At 44.7% G+C, this 15713-nt stretch carries 14 protein-coding genes; 12 read left to right on the top strand and 2 right to left on the bottom strand.

Annotated elements, in window-relative coordinates; all coding sequences use genetic code 11:
* Positions 1-3 precede the first annotated feature (3 nt).
* The 8 genes from ruvX to GC102_RS36275 all read left to right on the top strand — a co-directional run bounded on the left by ruvX (position 4) and on the right by GC102_RS36275 (position 8823).
* Entirely contained in the window at positions 4-420 is a 417-nt protein-coding gene (ruvX, locus tag GC102_RS36240) for a Holliday junction resolvase RuvX (RefSeq protein WP_171644688.1), read from the top strand.
* A gap of 6 nt (positions 421-426) precedes the next feature.
* A complete protein-coding gene (locus tag GC102_RS36245) occupies positions 427-735 on the top strand; it encodes a DUF1292 domain-containing protein (protein ID WP_047676265.1) in 309 nt (102 codons plus the stop codon).
* Entirely contained in the window at positions 732-1028 is a 297-nt protein-coding gene (locus GC102_RS36250) for a DUF1292 domain-containing protein (RefSeq protein WP_057306100.1), read from the top strand. The genes GC102_RS36245 and GC102_RS36250 overlap by 4 nt, the downstream gene beginning before the upstream one ends.
* A gap of 91 nt (positions 1029-1119) precedes the next feature.
* Positions 1120-2217: an endolytic transglycosylase MltG gene (mltG, locus tag GC102_RS36255; RefSeq protein WP_171693873.1), complete on the top strand. Its 1098-nt coding sequence runs from the start codon at positions 1120-1122 to the stop codon at positions 2215-2217.
* Between the two features lie 46 nt (positions 2218-2263).
* Positions 2264-3193: a peptidase U32 family protein gene (locus GC102_RS36260; RefSeq protein WP_171693788.1), complete on the top strand. Its 930-nt coding sequence runs from the start codon at positions 2264-2266 to the stop codon at positions 3191-3193.
* A 26-nt stretch (positions 3194-3219) separates the two neighbouring features.
* Positions 3220-4503, top strand: coding sequence for a peptidase U32 family protein (locus tag GC102_RS36265; RefSeq protein ID WP_171693789.1), 1284 nt, complete (start codon positions 3220-3222; stop codon positions 4501-4503).
* A 188-nt stretch (positions 4504-4691) separates the two neighbouring features.
* A complete protein-coding gene (locus tag GC102_RS36270; protein ID WP_171693790.1) occupies positions 4692-6857 on the top strand; it encodes a methyl-accepting chemotaxis protein in 2166 nt (721 codons plus the stop codon).
* A 151-nt stretch (positions 6858-7008) separates the two neighbouring features.
* Positions 7009-8823 (top strand): peptidoglycan D,D-transpeptidase FtsI family protein, encoded by a 1815-nt coding sequence (locus GC102_RS36275; RefSeq protein WP_171693791.1) that lies wholly within the window; start codon positions 7009-7011, stop codon positions 8821-8823.
* Here GC102_RS36275 and GC102_RS36280 read toward each other — a convergent pair.
* Positions 8809-10041 (bottom strand): ATP-binding protein, encoded by a 1233-nt coding sequence (locus tag GC102_RS36280; protein WP_312883489.1) that lies wholly within the window; start codon positions 10039-10041, stop codon positions 8809-8811. The two genes, GC102_RS36275 and GC102_RS36280, sit on opposite strands and share 15 nt — an antisense overlap.
* Positions 10042-10318: 277 nt before the next feature.
* On the opposite strand from GC102_RS36280, the gene GC102_RS36285 reads away from it, so the two are divergent.
* Positions 10319-11143: a lipoate--protein ligase family protein gene (locus tag GC102_RS36285; RefSeq protein ID WP_171693793.1), complete on the top strand. Its 825-nt coding sequence runs from the start codon at positions 10319-10321 to the stop codon at positions 11141-11143.
* 60 nt (positions 11144-11203) lie between these two features.
* Here the strand turns inward: GC102_RS36285 and GC102_RS36290 are convergent, their stop codons facing one another.
* Positions 11204-11935, bottom strand: coding sequence for an alpha/beta hydrolase (locus GC102_RS36290; RefSeq protein ID WP_171693794.1), 732 nt, complete (start codon positions 11933-11935; stop codon positions 11204-11206).
* Positions 11936-12200: 265 nt separating this feature from the next.
* On the opposite strand from GC102_RS36290, the gene pdhA reads away from it, so the two are divergent.
* The 3 genes from pdhA to GC102_RS36305 all read left to right on the top strand — a co-directional run bounded on the left by pdhA (position 12201) and on the right by GC102_RS36305 (position 15711).
* Positions 12201-13283, top strand: coding sequence for a pyruvate dehydrogenase (acetyl-transferring) E1 component subunit alpha (gene pdhA / locus GC102_RS36295; protein WP_171693795.1), 1083 nt, complete (start codon positions 12201-12203; stop codon positions 13281-13283).
* A 96-nt stretch (positions 13284-13379) separates the two neighbouring features.
* Positions 13380-14360: an alpha-ketoacid dehydrogenase subunit beta gene (locus tag GC102_RS36300; protein ID WP_171693796.1), complete on the top strand. Its 981-nt coding sequence runs from the start codon at positions 13380-13382 to the stop codon at positions 14358-14360.
* Between the two features lie 31 nt (positions 14361-14391).
* Complete coding sequence (locus GC102_RS36305; RefSeq protein WP_171693797.1) at positions 14392-15711, top strand: dihydrolipoamide acetyltransferase family protein; 1320 nt, start codon at positions 14392-14394, stop codon at positions 15709-15711.
* The last annotated feature ends 2 nt before the right edge of the window (positions 15712-15713 follow it).

Genomic DNA, 15713 nt, shown 5'->3' on the forward strand with positions numbered 1-15713 from the left:
GGCATGAGATGGATAGGCTTGGATTATGGGGACAAGACGATAGGTGTAGCGATGAGCGACGAGCTTGGTTGGACGGCTCAAGGGCTTGAAGTCATACATCGTCGTAAGCCTGGGGAAGACATCGCTCGGCTGGAGGCCATTGTCAAACAGTACGGTGTTACTCAAATAGTGGTAGGCTTGCCCAAAAATATGAACAATACTATTGGGCCACGCGGCGAGCTTGCTATCGCATTTTCGCAAGAATTAGAGCAAAAACTAAGTGTACCTGTACACTTGTGGGATGAGCGGTTAACGACTGTAGCTGCGACACGCACACTTCTAGAAGCTGATGTGAGTCGGAAGAAACGTAAGCTGGTTATTGATAAAATGGCCGCACAGCTCATTCTGCAAGGATACATGGATGCCAATATGAAGAGGTGAACGAACATGTCCAAAGAAGAATTGAATGAAGAACAACCAGAAATCATTTACATCCCGGACGATGAAGGCAACGAAGAAGAGTTCGAGGTTATCATGAAATTCGAAGTGGACGGTTCTGACAAGAAGTATATGATGGTAGTGCCTACAGACGGCGGAGATGAAGAATCCGATGAAGTGTACGCATTTCGCTATGAAGAGGATGATGACGGCGAGGATTTGAAGCTGTTCACCATCGAGGATGAAGAAGAATGGAATATTGTTGAAGAGACATTCAATACCTTAATGGCAGAATTCGATGAGGAAGAAGAAGCATGAGTACGACGCCTTCTGACGTATTGCGCAAAACTTACGGGGATGATATTATTTTGTTTGATGAGCAAAATGAATCAACGGTGTATCATCTTCTTAAAGAATTCGTTTATGGAAATTATACGTATGCTGTTCTGCAATCTGATGAACTCAAGAAGGAAGACGAGGTTGCTGTTTTCCGAGTAACGACAGATAGCGACGGACAGTATGAATTGGAAACCATCGAGGATGACGAGGAATGGGAAACCGTTTCAGAACTCTACGACGAGATGGTATTTCCAGAACAGGATGAATTGTAAGAAGCATACAACCGAGCGGAGCGCATCCGCTCGTTTTTGTTTGCTTTGGGGTATACAAATGCTTACTCTTAGGAGGATTATTGTGAACAACATGCTTGAACAGGAGAATGAACAGAATAAGCCTAGACGAAGTAAGCTTAAGCTCTTCCTTCTTGTCTTTGGACTATTGCTGCTCATAATCATTGGAACTGCAGGCGGCATCGGATTGTATATCGCGAGTGCTCTCCAGCCTGTAGCTGCTTCAGAGCAAGAAGTAAGAGTTTCTATTCCACAAGGCGCCGGGTCTTTGCAAATCGCCAAGGAGCTTGAATCGAAGGGACTTATTAAAAATTCTACGATTTTTACGTATTATTTAAAGGTGAAGAAACTAGGCTCCAGACTTCAAGCAGGCGAGTACAGTATGAAACCGGGCATGACCTTCGAAGAAATGATTAATAAGCTTAATAAAGGGGAGACCGTGAAGGAAGAAGTCATCCGTATTACGATTCCTGAGGGCTATACCATTGATCAGATTGCAGCCAAATTAAGTGAGCAGACTCCTTGGAAAAAGGAAGTTTTTCTACAGATGGCGGATGCGCCTGCTGGGCTCAAGGGAGAAACAATCGCAACGATTCCTGATAATAAAAGCATCAAACACCGTCTCGAAGGGTATCTGTTCCCAGAAACGTATGAGTTTAAGAAAGACTCCACGGAACAAGATTTCATTGAGCGAACACTGCAGCAGCTGGATAAGAAGTTGGCGACACTTCCACCAGACTGGAAGGACAAGCTCAAGGAGCGCGGACTTAACATACACCAGATGTTGACTATTGCCTCTTTAATTGAACGTGAAGTGGTTGTAAATGAAGAGCGTGCACTTGTATCTGGCGTAATCCAGAACAGGTTGAAGAAGAATATGCCCCTGCAAATAGATGCAACCGTGCAGTATTTATTTGATAAGTCTAAAGAGAGATTGCTGGAGAAGGATCTTCAAATACAAAGTCCTTATAACACGTATTTAAACACAGGTTTACCACCTGGACCGATCGCGAGTCCAAGCCTTGCCTCGATGAAGGCAGCTATTTATCCGGAAGAGACGAAGTATTTATTCTATGTAACAAAGAAGGATGGGACCAAAGGGCATTTGTTCGCAGAAACTTTTGAAGAACATAAGAAGAATATTGCAGAAAGCAAGAAGGCCGCGAATTAGTAGTACGAACTTATGATAGGAAGCTGACAGAAGGTAGGGTAAGCAATTGAAAAAACCAGAGTTAGTAGTAAGCTGCAGCACTGTGGCAGAACTGAAAAGATTGATCGAAGTAGGCGCAGATGCGGTTATTATTGGCGAAGCGCGCTATGGCATGCGTCTGCCGGGAGAAGTGAAACTGGATGAGATGCAGGAAGCTGTGTCCTGGGCACATGAACAGAAGGCTAAAGTATATGTTGCTGTAAACAATATTTTCGACAATAATGCCCTTGAGGGGCTGTATGATTATTTAGCCAAATTACAGGAATACGGTGTGGATGCAATCATTTTCGGTGATCCAGCGGTACTTATGAATGCACGTAGTTTACCTAAGCCCTTAGCGCTGCACTGGAATGCAGAGATGACATCAACCAATTACGCGACTGCGAACTATTGGGCTAAGCAAGGAGCTACCCGTGTGGTCCTAGCTAGAGAACTGAATATGGAGCAGGTTTTGGCTTTTAAAGAGCATGCCGAGTTAGCTGTTGAAGTACAGGTACATGGCATCACTAACATTTATCACTCTAAGCGAGAGCTAGTGAAGAATTATATCGAGCACCAAGGGAATGATGCAGCTGACCAGGATCGTTCCATTGAGCGAGGGCTTTTCCTCATTGAGCATGAACGCCGTGATCAGCGTTACCCTGTGTACGAAGATAGTAATGGCACGCACATTATGAGTTCCGAAGATATATGTATGTTGGAAAATTTACCTGAGCTTATGGACGGTCAAATAGATAGCTTGAAAATCGAAGGTCTTTTGAAATCTTCACTGTATAACGAAACGGTTGTGAGAAGCTATCGGGCTGTAATCGATGCTTATGCTGCTGATCCTGAAGGATATATCTTTCAACAGGAATGGTTGGATGAGATAGTTAAGCTGCAAGATCCTGAACGTGAATTGTCATACGGTTTTTTCTACAAAGAACAGGTATATTGATAGATGAAAGAAGGTGCGTTTTCGTGGTGACAACAGCCATAGAAGCCCGAGCTAGAGGAAGGCGTGTTAGGCTTAACAAACCGGAATTACTGGCTCCGGCAGGCAGTTTAGAGAAGCTGAAATTTGCGATCCATTACGGAGCGGATGCGGTTTACATCGGTGGCCAGAAGTATGGTCTCCGTTCCAACGCGGACAACTTTTCGTTGGAGGAAATGCGCGAAGCCGTAGAGTTTGCTAATCAATATGGGGCAAAAGTATTCGTAGCAACGAATATTTATGCTCATAATGAGGATATAGAAGGCCTTGATGATTATTTGAGCGGACTTCAAGAGGTTGGGATTTCTGCTATTATTGCAGCTGATCCAATTATTATGGAGACATGCAGAAGAGTAGCTCCTAAGTTGGAAGTTCATGTGAGCACTCAGCAATCCGTTATGAATTGGCAAACCGTAAAGTTTTGGAAAGACCAGGGTATTGAGCGAGTTGTTCTAGCCCGCGAAGTCAGCATGGAAGAAATCGATGCGATTAAAGATCATGTCGATGTTGAGATTGAAGCCTTCATACATGGGGCAATGTGCAGCTCGTACTCGGGCCGATGCGTGCTTTCTAATCATTTCACTGATCGAGATTCCAATCGTGGCGGCTGCTCGCAATCATGCCGTTGGAAGTACGATTTATTTGCCAAGGATCAACCTCTTTCTGCTCCTTTGGCCACGGATTTGCCTATGTTTGGCGAGGAAGATGATGCTTTCACTATGGGTTCGAAGGATCTGAGCATGATTGATCACATTGCGGAGATGATCGAGTCTGGCGTAGACAGCTTCAAGATTGAGGGCAGGATGAAGAGCATTCATTATGTGGCAACGGTTGTTAATGCATACCGTCAAGCTATTGATTCCTACTTTGCCGATCCAGAGCATTTTGAGGTTAACCCTGTGTGGCAGGATGAAATATATAAAGCGGCAAACCGACCTTTGAACACCGGTTTCTTCTATGAAGCTCCGGGACATGAGGATCATATTTTTGAGCCAGAAGATAAGGTCGTTGGATTTGATTTTGTTGGTCTGGTTATGGGATATGATGCTGAATCGGGTACGGCGCTCATACAGCAAAGAAATCATTTCAAGCCTGGCCAAGAAATTGAATTTTTCGGGCCGGATGGTACGCATTTTAAGCAAAAGGTTGGCATTATACGAAATGAAGATGGGCAAGAATTAGATGCAGCTAGACATCCACTTCAATTGGTCAGATTACAAACCGACAAGCCTGTAAAGAAATGGGATATGATGCGCAAAAAAACGGGAAAATAATACCATGGAAACTTTATCCAAACTCGAGTATATTGGATAAAGTTTCTTTTTTTATTTTATTTTAGATCGGATTTTGAAGGATAATGGTAAAGTATGTCGAAATTATTAAAAAACGTAAAGTGAACCCTTTACATTCTAGTCCAAAAGTAAGGGATAGACAGGAAGTAGAAACTAATGGCGGTGACAAAATGAAAGAGAAACTTCAACGTATTTTAGACAAAGCAGTTCAAGCAATTCGTAATGTTCCGTGGGGTCGTATTGTAGGCGTGGCAAGCAAGAAATCTAAGCAAATGGGTTCGATTGCTTTTAAAGAAATGAGGCAAGTCAAGGTAGAGAACCCTGTGAAATCCGTAGGTATGAAGCTGTTTTTAATGTTTTTTGTAAGTATTCTTTTTTTCGTCCTCACTGTGGGTATGATTTCTTATTCGGTATCGAAAAATGTGATTAAGAACAAAGTGTCTGCATCCAGTCTTCAAACTGTAACACAAGCGGGGCAAAAGCTAGATTTCCTTTATCAAACGTTTGATGAAGTATCTCTACAAATTATGCTTAACAAGGACCTGCAGGATTTGCTTACGTCAATTCCTAACTTAGACCCATCCTCTTACGAAGCTCTTGACGTTACTCGTCAATTGACAGAGAAATTGAATGTGGTGACTTTCTCGAACAAAGCAATTAAAACGCTTCATCTTTACAAACCTGATGGTAAACTGATTGTCATTACAGGCTCTGGAGGAACTGCATTTAGCGATAATTCAAGTGCGAATGATTGGTTTAAGAGGATTGTTGAGAACGGTGGAAAAGTGACTTGGTTAGATAGTAAAGTCAAAGGGTATTCCAGCAGCTCGACCAATACATTTGCCATCGGTCGTGTAATGAGGAATACGCTTACGAATTCCACATCAGCCATTCTTCTAATCGAGCTTAGCACAGATCTATTGACTAAAGAGATTACTGGGATGTCATTAGGTGATGATAGTAAGGTTGTCATTACGAATACAGAGAACAAATACATAGCTAATAAAGAAATCACGGAATTAGAAAAAGATTCTGCTGTCAAATTGACGAAAGAACAGTTAGAAGAAGAACACGGTTCTTTTATAACGAAAGATGATCACTTGGTTGCCTATTATAAATCGACCGTATCCGGTTGGAATCTCGTTGGTGATATTCCTGTGAGCGCCCTTGTGAAGGATGCGAAGAAAATCTTCAATTATACGCTTCTAATCGCCTTGTTCGCGGCTATTGCTGCCGTATTAATCGGATTATTCGTAGCTAGAATGATCGGACGTCCTCTGATTAATCTACGTAACTTGATGCAGCAAGGTGCTAAAGGGAAACTTACGGTGCGTGCGAACTACAAATCACAAGATGAAATTGGACAGCTAGGTGCAAGCTTTGATGTGATGATGCAGCAGATTACAACCTTGGTACAACAAACAAGCACTTCTGCTCAAGCTGTTTTCGAAACAGCACAAGAGTTAACGAATTCCTCAAAGGTAACGGCTACAGCTGCAAGAGAAATTGCTGTGGCGACGGATGAGATTTCCAATGGAGCCGGAGGATTGGCGACGGAGTCTGAGAGAGGCAATGAGTTGACTTATCATATTGGCGAGCAAATGAAGCAGGTCATCGAAGCCAACCTCGAGATGGGAACGGCTGCTGCGGATGTTCAAAGCTCCAGTGAGCAAGGTACGAAGTATATGACTGAACTTATTTCGAAAACGAACCTGACAGAAGAAATGATCCGTTCGATGGTTGATAAAGTCGATAACTTGAAAGACAGTACCCGTTCTATTCGTAAAATCCTGGATGTTCTTAATAATATGACGAAGCAAACGAATATTTTGTCTTTGAATGCGACAATTGAGGCTGCACGTGCTGGTGCAGCGGGTAAAGGCTTCATGGTAGTTGCAGATGAGATTCGTAAACTAGCGGATCAATCTAGACAATCCATTGATGTCGTAGGTCAGATTACAGAAACCATCACGAAAGAAATCGATGAGACGGTGAAAGTGCTTTCAACGGCAACACCAATTTTCCAAGAACAAATATTAGCTGTTAAAGAAGCCGACACCATCTTCAAACAAGTAACGAATCACATGGGTGGATTTATTACACAGCTAAGTACGGTAAGTGATTCGATCTCCACACTGGAGCAATCACAAGTTGTACTTTCCGATGCAATGACGAATGTCAGCGCAGTAGCTGAGGAATCACTAGCTACATCAGAGGAAGTTGCTTCGTTGAGCTCAGAACAGCTTAGCATCAGCGACGGTTTAGTTAAACTATCGGACAAGCTGGATCAGCTGTCCAAATCGCTTAACGACACTTTATCCAAATTCGAAGTATAAGTATCATAGAATACGTAGTCCACTCTCCTTTTAGGAGGGTGGATTTTTTTGTTTTATTGAGCTTTAACGTAGATCGGACAGTTTGACCAAGATCAGGAATGACGATACTGAAAGAAACAGCAGTTATTGTTAGTTAAAAGGAGTCAGTAGCATGAGGATTAAACAATTATCGTCTTTAGAAAAACGTCGAATCTTTCTTGTTCTCCTCACGATCTTACTCTTGTTTATAGGGATCGTTGGGAAGCTTTTTTGGATACAAATTGCGACATCGGAAAGCTACTCTTCACGGGGGGTTAATTTGGTCAAGAACTCTGTCGTACAGAGGCAACGTGCCCTTGTGCTAGAAAGCGGGCGTGGGGAAATCTTAGATCGTGATCTAAAGCCCATGACGGGAAAAATGATTAAAGCCCTTGTGGCATTTCCGATAAATAGCGATTACCAAGGTGAGCCGCAGCAAGTGAATCAATTGGCCCGGATTTTGCGGACGAATACAGATCATTGGCTTGCTTTCTCTCGTGATTTGAAAGAGCCGCAAGTGTGGCGCACTGCTGAGGGTGGGAAACCTGTTGTGCTAAGCGATCAACAGGAGGAGCAAATTAATGCCCTCGGCTTACCCTTTTTGAAAGTCGTGAAGATGGAGGATCGTTATCCTTCAGGTATGACAGCGCGTCAATTGATCGGGTTTATTGGGCAAAATCCGGATAGAGTGATGAGTATCTACGGTGCTGATCTGGAGAAAGGCAAGGTTGCGCTAACCTCGAAAATCGGAGGTGCTGGACTGGAGAAAACGTTCGATCTGTGGCTTCGAGGCATTGGTGAGACGTCAATCTCTTATTTTACAGACGCAGGAAAAAGACCGTTAGCTGGCCTAGATGCCCGAATGATTGCACCGGATAATACATTTTATCCCGTCAAATTAGTGACGACACTGGATTTAAGCGTGCAGCAGCGAATTGAAGTTCTTATGGATAAGCTAAATATTCGTGAAGGTGCTGCTGTTGTTCAGGAAGTGGCACAAGGGGATATCGTCGCGATGGCGAGCAGACCTAATTTTGATCAGACAGAAGTCGATCTAGCTAGCAATAACTGGAGTAATTATGCACTCAAGGCGACGGCGCCTGGCTCGATTTTCAAAACAATCGTAGCCGCAGCAGCATTGGATAAAGGGATCGTTGATCCCAAAGAAACTTTCAATTGTGAAGGTGCCCTCGGGAAATATGGCTTTACGTGCTGGAGAAGAGATGGACACGGGCCTTTAACTTTAGAGCAGGGATTTGCGCAATCCTGTAATATTGTGTTTGCCAGAGTGATGCAGCGACTGACGCCTGCTGAGTTGGAAAGCTATGCACATAAGCTTGGTGTATTGGATGAAGTGGGCTGGACAGGGAAGACAGACAGTGAGCAAATGCTCCGTCAATTGGATACAGAAGAGAACGGACAGCTATTTGGGGCCCATACTCCGCATAATGATGAGGGAGTGCTTATGCAAACGGCGATTGGTCAAAGAGATGTCAGGATGACCCCTTTACAGGCGTCTAATATGATTGTTACCTTGCTGCATGGTGGAAAGGCTTATTCACCAAGAGTTGTTCAAGAAATTCGGTATCAGACGGATCGTGTGATGGAGAAATTTCCTGTTCAATTATTAGATTCTGAGGCGGGGCGGGTATCTGCAGCGACCAGTCATACATTAATAAACTGGATGAGAGAAGTGGTAACCGATGGAACGGGACAAGGCTTAAAGGATGCCCAGTGGAAGCTGGCTGGGAAATCCGGTACGGCACAAATTGAGACTGGTAAGCAAGAAAAGGTAAATCAGTGGTTTATTGGTTATGGACCTGTTGATTCACCGAAATATGCCGTTTCTGTTGTCATTAAGAATATGGATCCTACTGAGAGTAATAAGGCCATCCCTTTGTTCAAAGGGATTATGGATATTTTAGCAAGTGACTCAAGCGGTAGGTAATGAAATCGTGAAGCAAGTTCCGTGGTCTGGCTGGCTTGTTACTTCTATGAGTCCGCCAAATGTTTTGATGATTCTATAGGAAACCATCATGCCAAGACCGGTGCCTTTATTTTTCGTTGAGTAAAAGGGCGTTCCGAGACGGTTCACCTGCTCTGGAGTCATGCCAATACCGTTATCTTTAATTTGTAAAATAACTTTAGCGCTTTTCTTGAAGCCTGTTATTAGCAATGTGCCTCCGCTAGGCATAGCCTCGATGCCGTTTTTCGTTAAATTAACTAGGCATTGAATCATTTTTTCGCTGTTGGCTTTAATTAGAAGAGAAGACTCCATGTCGATATGAATTTCTACACCGCGCATTGACGCGTAAGGATTTATGAGATTGCTTAATTTGAGAGATAACGTGGAAACATCCACCTCTTCAAGCTTCTCGGCTTGCGGTTTAGCGAAGGATAAGTAATCCGTAATAATGCTTTGTGCTCGGTCGATTTCTTCAATAACCATGGTCGTATAAATACGTTTTTTCTCTTCCGTGACTTCGGACTGGCTGAGTATTTGCATAAAGCCGCGGGCAACCGTCATCGGGTTGCGAATTTCATGGGCGACCGAAGCAGCTAATTCGCTTAATACATTCATCTTTTCGGAACGCTGGACTTCTTGGCGCATCGCTATATTTTCTCGGATACGAACAATTAAATAGGTTATTAACCACATCGTCAGCATGTGAACAATACAGCACATTAAGCCGTAAAGCAGAAAGCTCCTATCTATGGAGACATTCGAATCGATGCGATATAGCATCGTCATGCAGAAAGTAGCTAGAGCGCTAATAAAGGCAAGAAGACTGGGAAACATCACTTTGGGGGTTCGGTACTTCCAATTGCTTAGGGCAATGAAAGCCAGGATGAAGGGTACGAGCAGAGCGGACAAGGTGACCATCCATAAAAAATCTGAACCATCGATGTAGTAGGTATAGGCTAGTATAGCTGCGGAGACAGTAAGTCCTGAACGCATGCCACTGTAAAGGAAAGCAACAAGTACAGGAATCGTGCGCAGATCAAAGTTGTTGCCTGTTATCGTAAAAAAGGGATGAGACATGCAAAATATGGCTGCCAACGAACAAATGAGCCCGACAAATGCTCGATTTGGGGGATTGGAGCTGATGGGTCCGGGCCGATCCAGCCATAAAATATGACAGAGCAGGATGGGGAGAGTTAACACAAGTATATTGAGGAGTAAGTCGTCAATTAGATTCAAGGATCTCGCCTACTTAATTAAATATTTGGGTTTATTTTTATTTCGACATAAAACTTGAAATTCCTTTGATTTCTTTCCAAAATTTTGATGTTTTTTGACAAGTTTTGACGGAAATTTGCTGTATATCCATTTTTCAGGAAAAATGTTGCTCTTCCTGTACATGCTCTTTATTGCAGCAAAGGCTTGTATCGCTTACAATTCTGTACATGGATACAAATCGTAGGCTCAGGAGATTAAGCTAATGACGACTTTAGAACTACCTTCTTCCATGGTCATTCATGATCGATCCGGTGAAACGGCAACACAACCGATCTTATATGCTTTTGCTCTGGAAGAACTTTTATGTCGAGCAATAGGTAAAACAGCACCACCGATTCTGCACATATGGAGGCATCCACGAGCCTTTGTGATGGGACTGAGAGATAGTCGCCTTCCCAAAGCGGCCGAAGCTAACGAATGGTTGCTAAGTCAAGGCTATGATACGGCTGTCAGAAACTCTGGAGGTGCAGCGGTGCCACTCGATTTAGGCGTCGTGAATGTGTCCCTGTTGTTACCAAAAAACGCGGGGGACATGGAGCATCGCAAGGATTTCGATTTAATGGTAGCCTTGATAAGAGACGTCATGAGCACTATTACCAATCGTATCGATCAGGGTGAAGTGATGGGTTCTTTTTGTCCGGGGGAATTCGATTTAAGTGTCGGTGGACGTAAGTTTTGCGGCATTGCACAGCGCAGACAACAGCTCGCCTTATCGGTACAAGCGTTCATTATCGTGGAAGGTCTAGGAGAGGCAAAAGCATCATTGGCCCGAGGCTTTTACGAGCGCGCGGCGGGCTCAGCATCACCAAACGACTATCCGGTAGTGGCGACTGGGAGTATGGCGAGTTTATCGGAATGCTTACAAATAGAGTTAAGTGCAGCACGTTTCACAGACAATTTAGTACAAATCATGGCCGCCAAAGGCGTGAAGGTACAGAGTCCTAGGGACATCCCCGGCTATCCGAGTGAAGAAGAGATACAGGGTATGATGGAGCTTTTGAAGCAGCGTTATGCGATTAAAGAATAAATAAATGCGGCCCAACTTCGCGTCAGAAGACGAAAAGTGGACCGCTTTTTTTTATCGTTATCATGCTAGAAAATAATGCAGAGCCGCGTCCAACTCTCCTTGCCAAAATCCCCATAAATGTTTCCCAGGCTTCTCGATATAGTGAAGGGTAACATTTTTATTTTCCATCTCAGCTTTGGCCAGACGGTTTTCTCTGACGAAATCAAAAGTCCCTCGTTCCGTTTTTACATCTGTCTCATCCAAGCCAATTAACATATATAGCTCCAGCCACGACAAGTCGTCCTCCGCTTTGATACGTTCTCTGGTAATGTCGAAAAATGCGCCCGATAAGGATATAACACGGCAAAAAAGGCTAGGATAATCTAAGGCGAGATGTAAGGATACGGTCCCCCCAAGGGAATCACCCGCCACAATGCGTTCGTTCCGTTCGGATCGAATCGGATATCGGCTTTCTACATAAGGGAGGAGTTCCTCTGCAAAAAAACGGCAGTACACATCATGGCGTTCACCCTCAGGCGCATATTCCGAAGTGCGGTTCATGTTATTCACATCGACACCGACAACAATGGCGGGCTCCAAGCCTTCATCCAGAATACAGCGAGTGATCGTCGTCGCAATTCGGCCGAAATTAAAGAATTGTTCACCATCTTGGCAATAAATGACCGGATAGGAGAGCAGTTCGTTGTAACCGGGAGGGAGATATATTCGCAGGGAGCGATTTTCTCCGAGAAGGACAGAGGTGAGTTCATCTTTCACAATCGTTCTTTTATAAAAGCGAGAGTCATCCGACATGGTTGTGCTCCTTTAACTTTCTCTTTAGATATAATTTGTTGTAGTAAGTGTAAGCTTGTCGTTTAGAGGGTAATGTGTATTATAGCAGTTGTAAATTTTGTGTTAACTGTATTATACATTTTCGTGAACTGTACTATTCACTCTGGCGAAAAAAGGTCATATACTACAGGGATGCTGGTGTACAATTCACAAAAACAGGTTTATAATAATACTATAACAGAAGTGAAGCTAGCAGGCATCAAAATCATATAAGAGGTGAAATGGTATGAGTAAGCCACTTGTCAGCCAAGCGAATTATGAAGTGACCACAGAGAAGGTTGAGCCTTTACAGGTTCTAGCTCCAGACGGCACAATTGTTAATTCCGACAAAATGCCTAAACTTAGTGACGACCAATTAAAAGAATTAATGAGAAGAATGGTATTCACACGCGTATGGGACGAAAGAGCAGTTAATCTCGGACGCCAAGGACGTCTTGGTTTCTATGCACCGGTATCCGGACAAGAAGCTTCGATGATCGGTAGTGAATTTGCACTAAATAAAGACGATTTCATTTGCCCGGGTTACCGCGATATGCCGCAGCTCGTTTGGCACGGACTTCCGCTCTATCAAGCATTTTTGTATTCCCGTGGGCATCAACATGGCGGACAAATTCCGCAGGATGTACACGTACTTATGCCGCAAATCATCATCGGAGCTCAAATTTTACATGCTACCGGTGTGGCTATGGCATTCAAGAAACGTAACCAACCGCGTGTAGCGATTACGTACACAGGCGACGGAGGAAGCTCCGAGGGCGATTTCTACGAAGGTATGAACTTTGCAGGAGCATTCAAGCTGCCTGTCATTTATTTTGTACAAAACAACGGTTACGCAATTACGACTCCTTATTCGAAGCAAACAGGTGCGCTTTCAGTTGCGCATAAAGCACTTGCTGCCGGAATTAAAGGCGTGCAAGTTGACGGAATGGACGTATTGGCTGTTGTTCAAGCTGTTACCGAAGCTGCTGAAAGAGGACGCAGAGGCGAAGGCGCTACGTTGATTGAAGCATTAACTTACCGTTTCCGTCCGCATTCCTTGGCGGATGATACGACGAAATACCGGACCAAAGATGAAGAGAGCGACTGGGAGCCTAAGGATCCACTTACGCGTATGCGTCTGTTCTTGACTAAAAAAGGTCTCTGGAGCGAAGAAGAAGAAGCTCAGGTGAAAGAAGAAGCGAAAGCAACCGTTGCTGAACATATCAAAAAAGCGGAAGAAACAGAGAAAATGACTGTTCCAGGCCTAATTGACTCCATGTTCGAAGTAACACCAGCACATCTCGAAGAACAGAAGCAAGCGTTTAAATAAATTAGGCTTACGATGCCAGTTTTTCTGGCGAAAAACTCAGCTTAAGCTTACGAAGCAAGTTTTCTCACGAAAACAATTAGGAGGCACGGAGAAGTCATGGCACAAATGACGATGATTCAAGCGATAAAAGACGCAATGCGCGTTGAACTGGAAAGAGATCCTAATGTAATTTTGTTCGGCGAAGACGTTGGCCATGTTGGTGGCGTATTCCGTGCTACGGAAGGTTTACAAAAAGAATTCGGCGAAGATCGCGTATTCGATACGCCTCTTGCTGAATCTGCTATTGGCGGACTCGCTGTTGGTCTTGGGATTCAAGGCTTCCGTCCGATCGCTGAAATTCAATTCGTAGGCTTTATTTATGAAGCGCTTGACCAAATTTGCGTGCAAGCAGCTCGTATGCGTTACCGTTCTGGCGGACGTTACAACTCACCAATCGTATTCCGTACACCATTTGGCGGCGGTGTAAAAGCGGCTGAGCTCCATACGGATGCACTTGAAGGCTTACTTGTTCAAACACCAGGTATTAAAGTTGTTGTACCTTCCAACCCTTATGATGCGAAGGGACTGCTCATTTCCGCGATTCGCGATAATGACCCTGTCTTCTTCATGGAGCATTTGAATTTATATCGCGCATTCCGTGCTGAAGTACCGGAAGGCGAATACACCGTTGAGCTTGGTAAAGCGAATGTTGTTCGCGAAGGCTCCGATGTAACGATTATTACTTACGGGGCTATGGTTCACACATCTGTGAAAGCCGCTGAAGAGATTGAGAAAACACAAGGTGTGAAAGTTGAAGTTATCGATCTTCGTACCCTAATTCCGCTTGATATCGAAACCATTGTAACTTCTATTAAGAAAACAAACCGTGCGATTATCGTACAAGAAGCGCAAAAAACATCCGGGGTAGCCGCAGAAGTAATTGCACAGATTAATGAAAAGGCGATTCTGCATCTAGAAGCTCCTGTTTTGCGAATTGCTCCTCCAGATACAATCTATCCGTTCGCACAAATCGAAGACGCTTGGTTGCCTAGTCCAGCAAGTGTCATTGCAGGCATTAATCAAGTACTCGAATTCTAATCACAGTCGAAGGTAATAGGAGGTTGTGCACGTGGCTTTGTTTGAATACAAGTTCCCAGAGCTTGGTGAAGGCATTCATGAAGGCGAGATCGTAAAGCTGTTGGTTAAAGCGGGTGACACCGTAACAGACGAAACGATTCTTATGGAAGTACAGAACGATAAAGCGGTTGTTGAAGTTCCTTGTCCGGTTGAAGGTAAGGTTGTTGCTGTTGCCGTTAAAGAAGGACAAGTTTGTAATATTGGCGAGCTCGTTATGACGATTGAAGTGACAGGCGAACTGCCTGCTGAATCGATGCATCACAAGACCGACAGCCACGCTGCGCCTGCAGCGGCTCCAGCTCCAGCTGCTGCCCCTGTGGCGGCAGCACCGGCACCTACAGCAGCGCCTGCAGCAGCCGCGCCAAGCGCAGGCGCAGGCCGCGAAGTGCTTGCGACGCCTAGCGTACGCAAGCTGGCAAGAGAGCAAGGCATCACACTCGCAGAGGTGACGCCTACAGGTAAGCACGGCCGCGTAACACGTGAGGACGTGCTTGGCTTTAACGGAGCGGGCACGGCCGCAGCTCCAGAAGCAGCAGAACCAGCTGCGTCATCAGTAGCAGCTGGTGAAACGGCACCTGCGGCGGCAGCGCAGCAGGTTGTCGTAGGCGATCGCGTTGAAGAGCGGGTTCCGTTCAAAGGAATCCGTAAAATTATCGCGAACGCCATGGTTAAATCCGTGTACACGGCTCCGCACGTGACATTGATGGACGAAATCGACGTATCGGCACTTGTCGCTCTGCGTGAGCGCACGAAGCCACTCGCCGAGAAAAAAGGCGTGAAACTGACTTACCTGCCTTTCATCGTGAAAGCATTAGTTGCGGCTTGTCGCCAATTCCCAGCGCTCAACGCGATGATCGACGAAGAGAAACAAGAAATCGTCTACAAAAAGTACTACAACATCGGAATTGCAACAGATACAGACAACGGATTGCTCGTTCCTGTTATCCATGATGCAGACCGCAAAAATATATGGTCGATCGCTTCTTCGATTAAGGATCTAGCCGTTCGCGGACGCGAAGGCAAATTGGCTCCTAACGAAATGAAGGGCGGGACGATCTCCATTACGAACATTGGTTCCGTAGGCGGTATGTTCTTCACACCGGTTATCAACTTCCCTGAAGTTGCAATCCTAGGTGCAGGCCGTATCACAGAGAAACCAGTTGTGAAAAACGGACAAATCGTTGCAGCACACGTTATGGCGCTTTCCTTGAGCTTCGACCACCGTATCGTGGATGGGGCGACAGCACAAAGCTTCCTGAACTACATCAAACAGCTTCTGGCTGATCCAGAGCTTCTCGTCTTGGAGGTGTAACA

This window comes from Paenibacillus germinis (genome assembly GCF_013141785.1).
In the GTDB taxonomy this organism is placed as follows: Bacteria; Bacillota; Bacilli; order Paenibacillales; family NBRC-103111; genus Paenibacillus_E; species Paenibacillus_E phytorum.

Bases quoted from the DNA above. Each gene is read 5' to 3' on its own strand.
- ruvX (WP_171644688.1), top strand. From the start codon at position 4: ATGAGATGGATAGGCTTGGATTATGGGGACAAGACGATAGGTGTAGCG.
- GC102_RS36245 (WP_047676265.1), top strand. From the start codon at position 427: ATGTCCAAAGAAGAATTGAATGAAGAACAACCAGAAATCATTTACATC.
- GC102_RS36250 (WP_057306100.1), top strand. From the start codon at position 732: ATGAGTACGACGCCTTCTGACGTATTGCGCAAAACTTACGGGGATGAT.
- mltG (WP_171693873.1), top strand. From the start codon at position 1,120: ATGCTTGAACAGGAGAATGAACAGAATAAGCCTAGACGAAGTAAGCTT.
- GC102_RS36270 (WP_171693790.1), top strand. From the start codon at position 4,692: ATGAAAGAGAAACTTCAACGTATTTTAGACAAAGCAGTTCAAGCAATT.
- GC102_RS36275 (WP_171693791.1), top strand. From the start codon at position 7,009: ATGAGGATTAAACAATTATCGTCTTTAGAAAAACGTCGAATCTTTCTT.
- GC102_RS36285 (WP_171693793.1), top strand. From the start codon at position 10,319: ATGACGACTTTAGAACTACCTTCTTCCATGGTCATTCATGATCGATCC.
- GC102_RS36290 (WP_171693794.1), bottom strand. From the start codon at position 11,935: ATGTCGGATGACTCTCGCTTTTATAAAAGAACGATTGTGAAAGATGAA.
- pdhA (WP_171693795.1), top strand. From the start codon at position 12,201: ATGAGTAAGCCACTTGTCAGCCAAGCGAATTATGAAGTGACCACAGAG.
- GC102_RS36300 (WP_171693796.1), top strand. From the start codon at position 13,380: ATGGCACAAATGACGATGATTCAAGCGATAAAAGACGCAATGCGCGTT.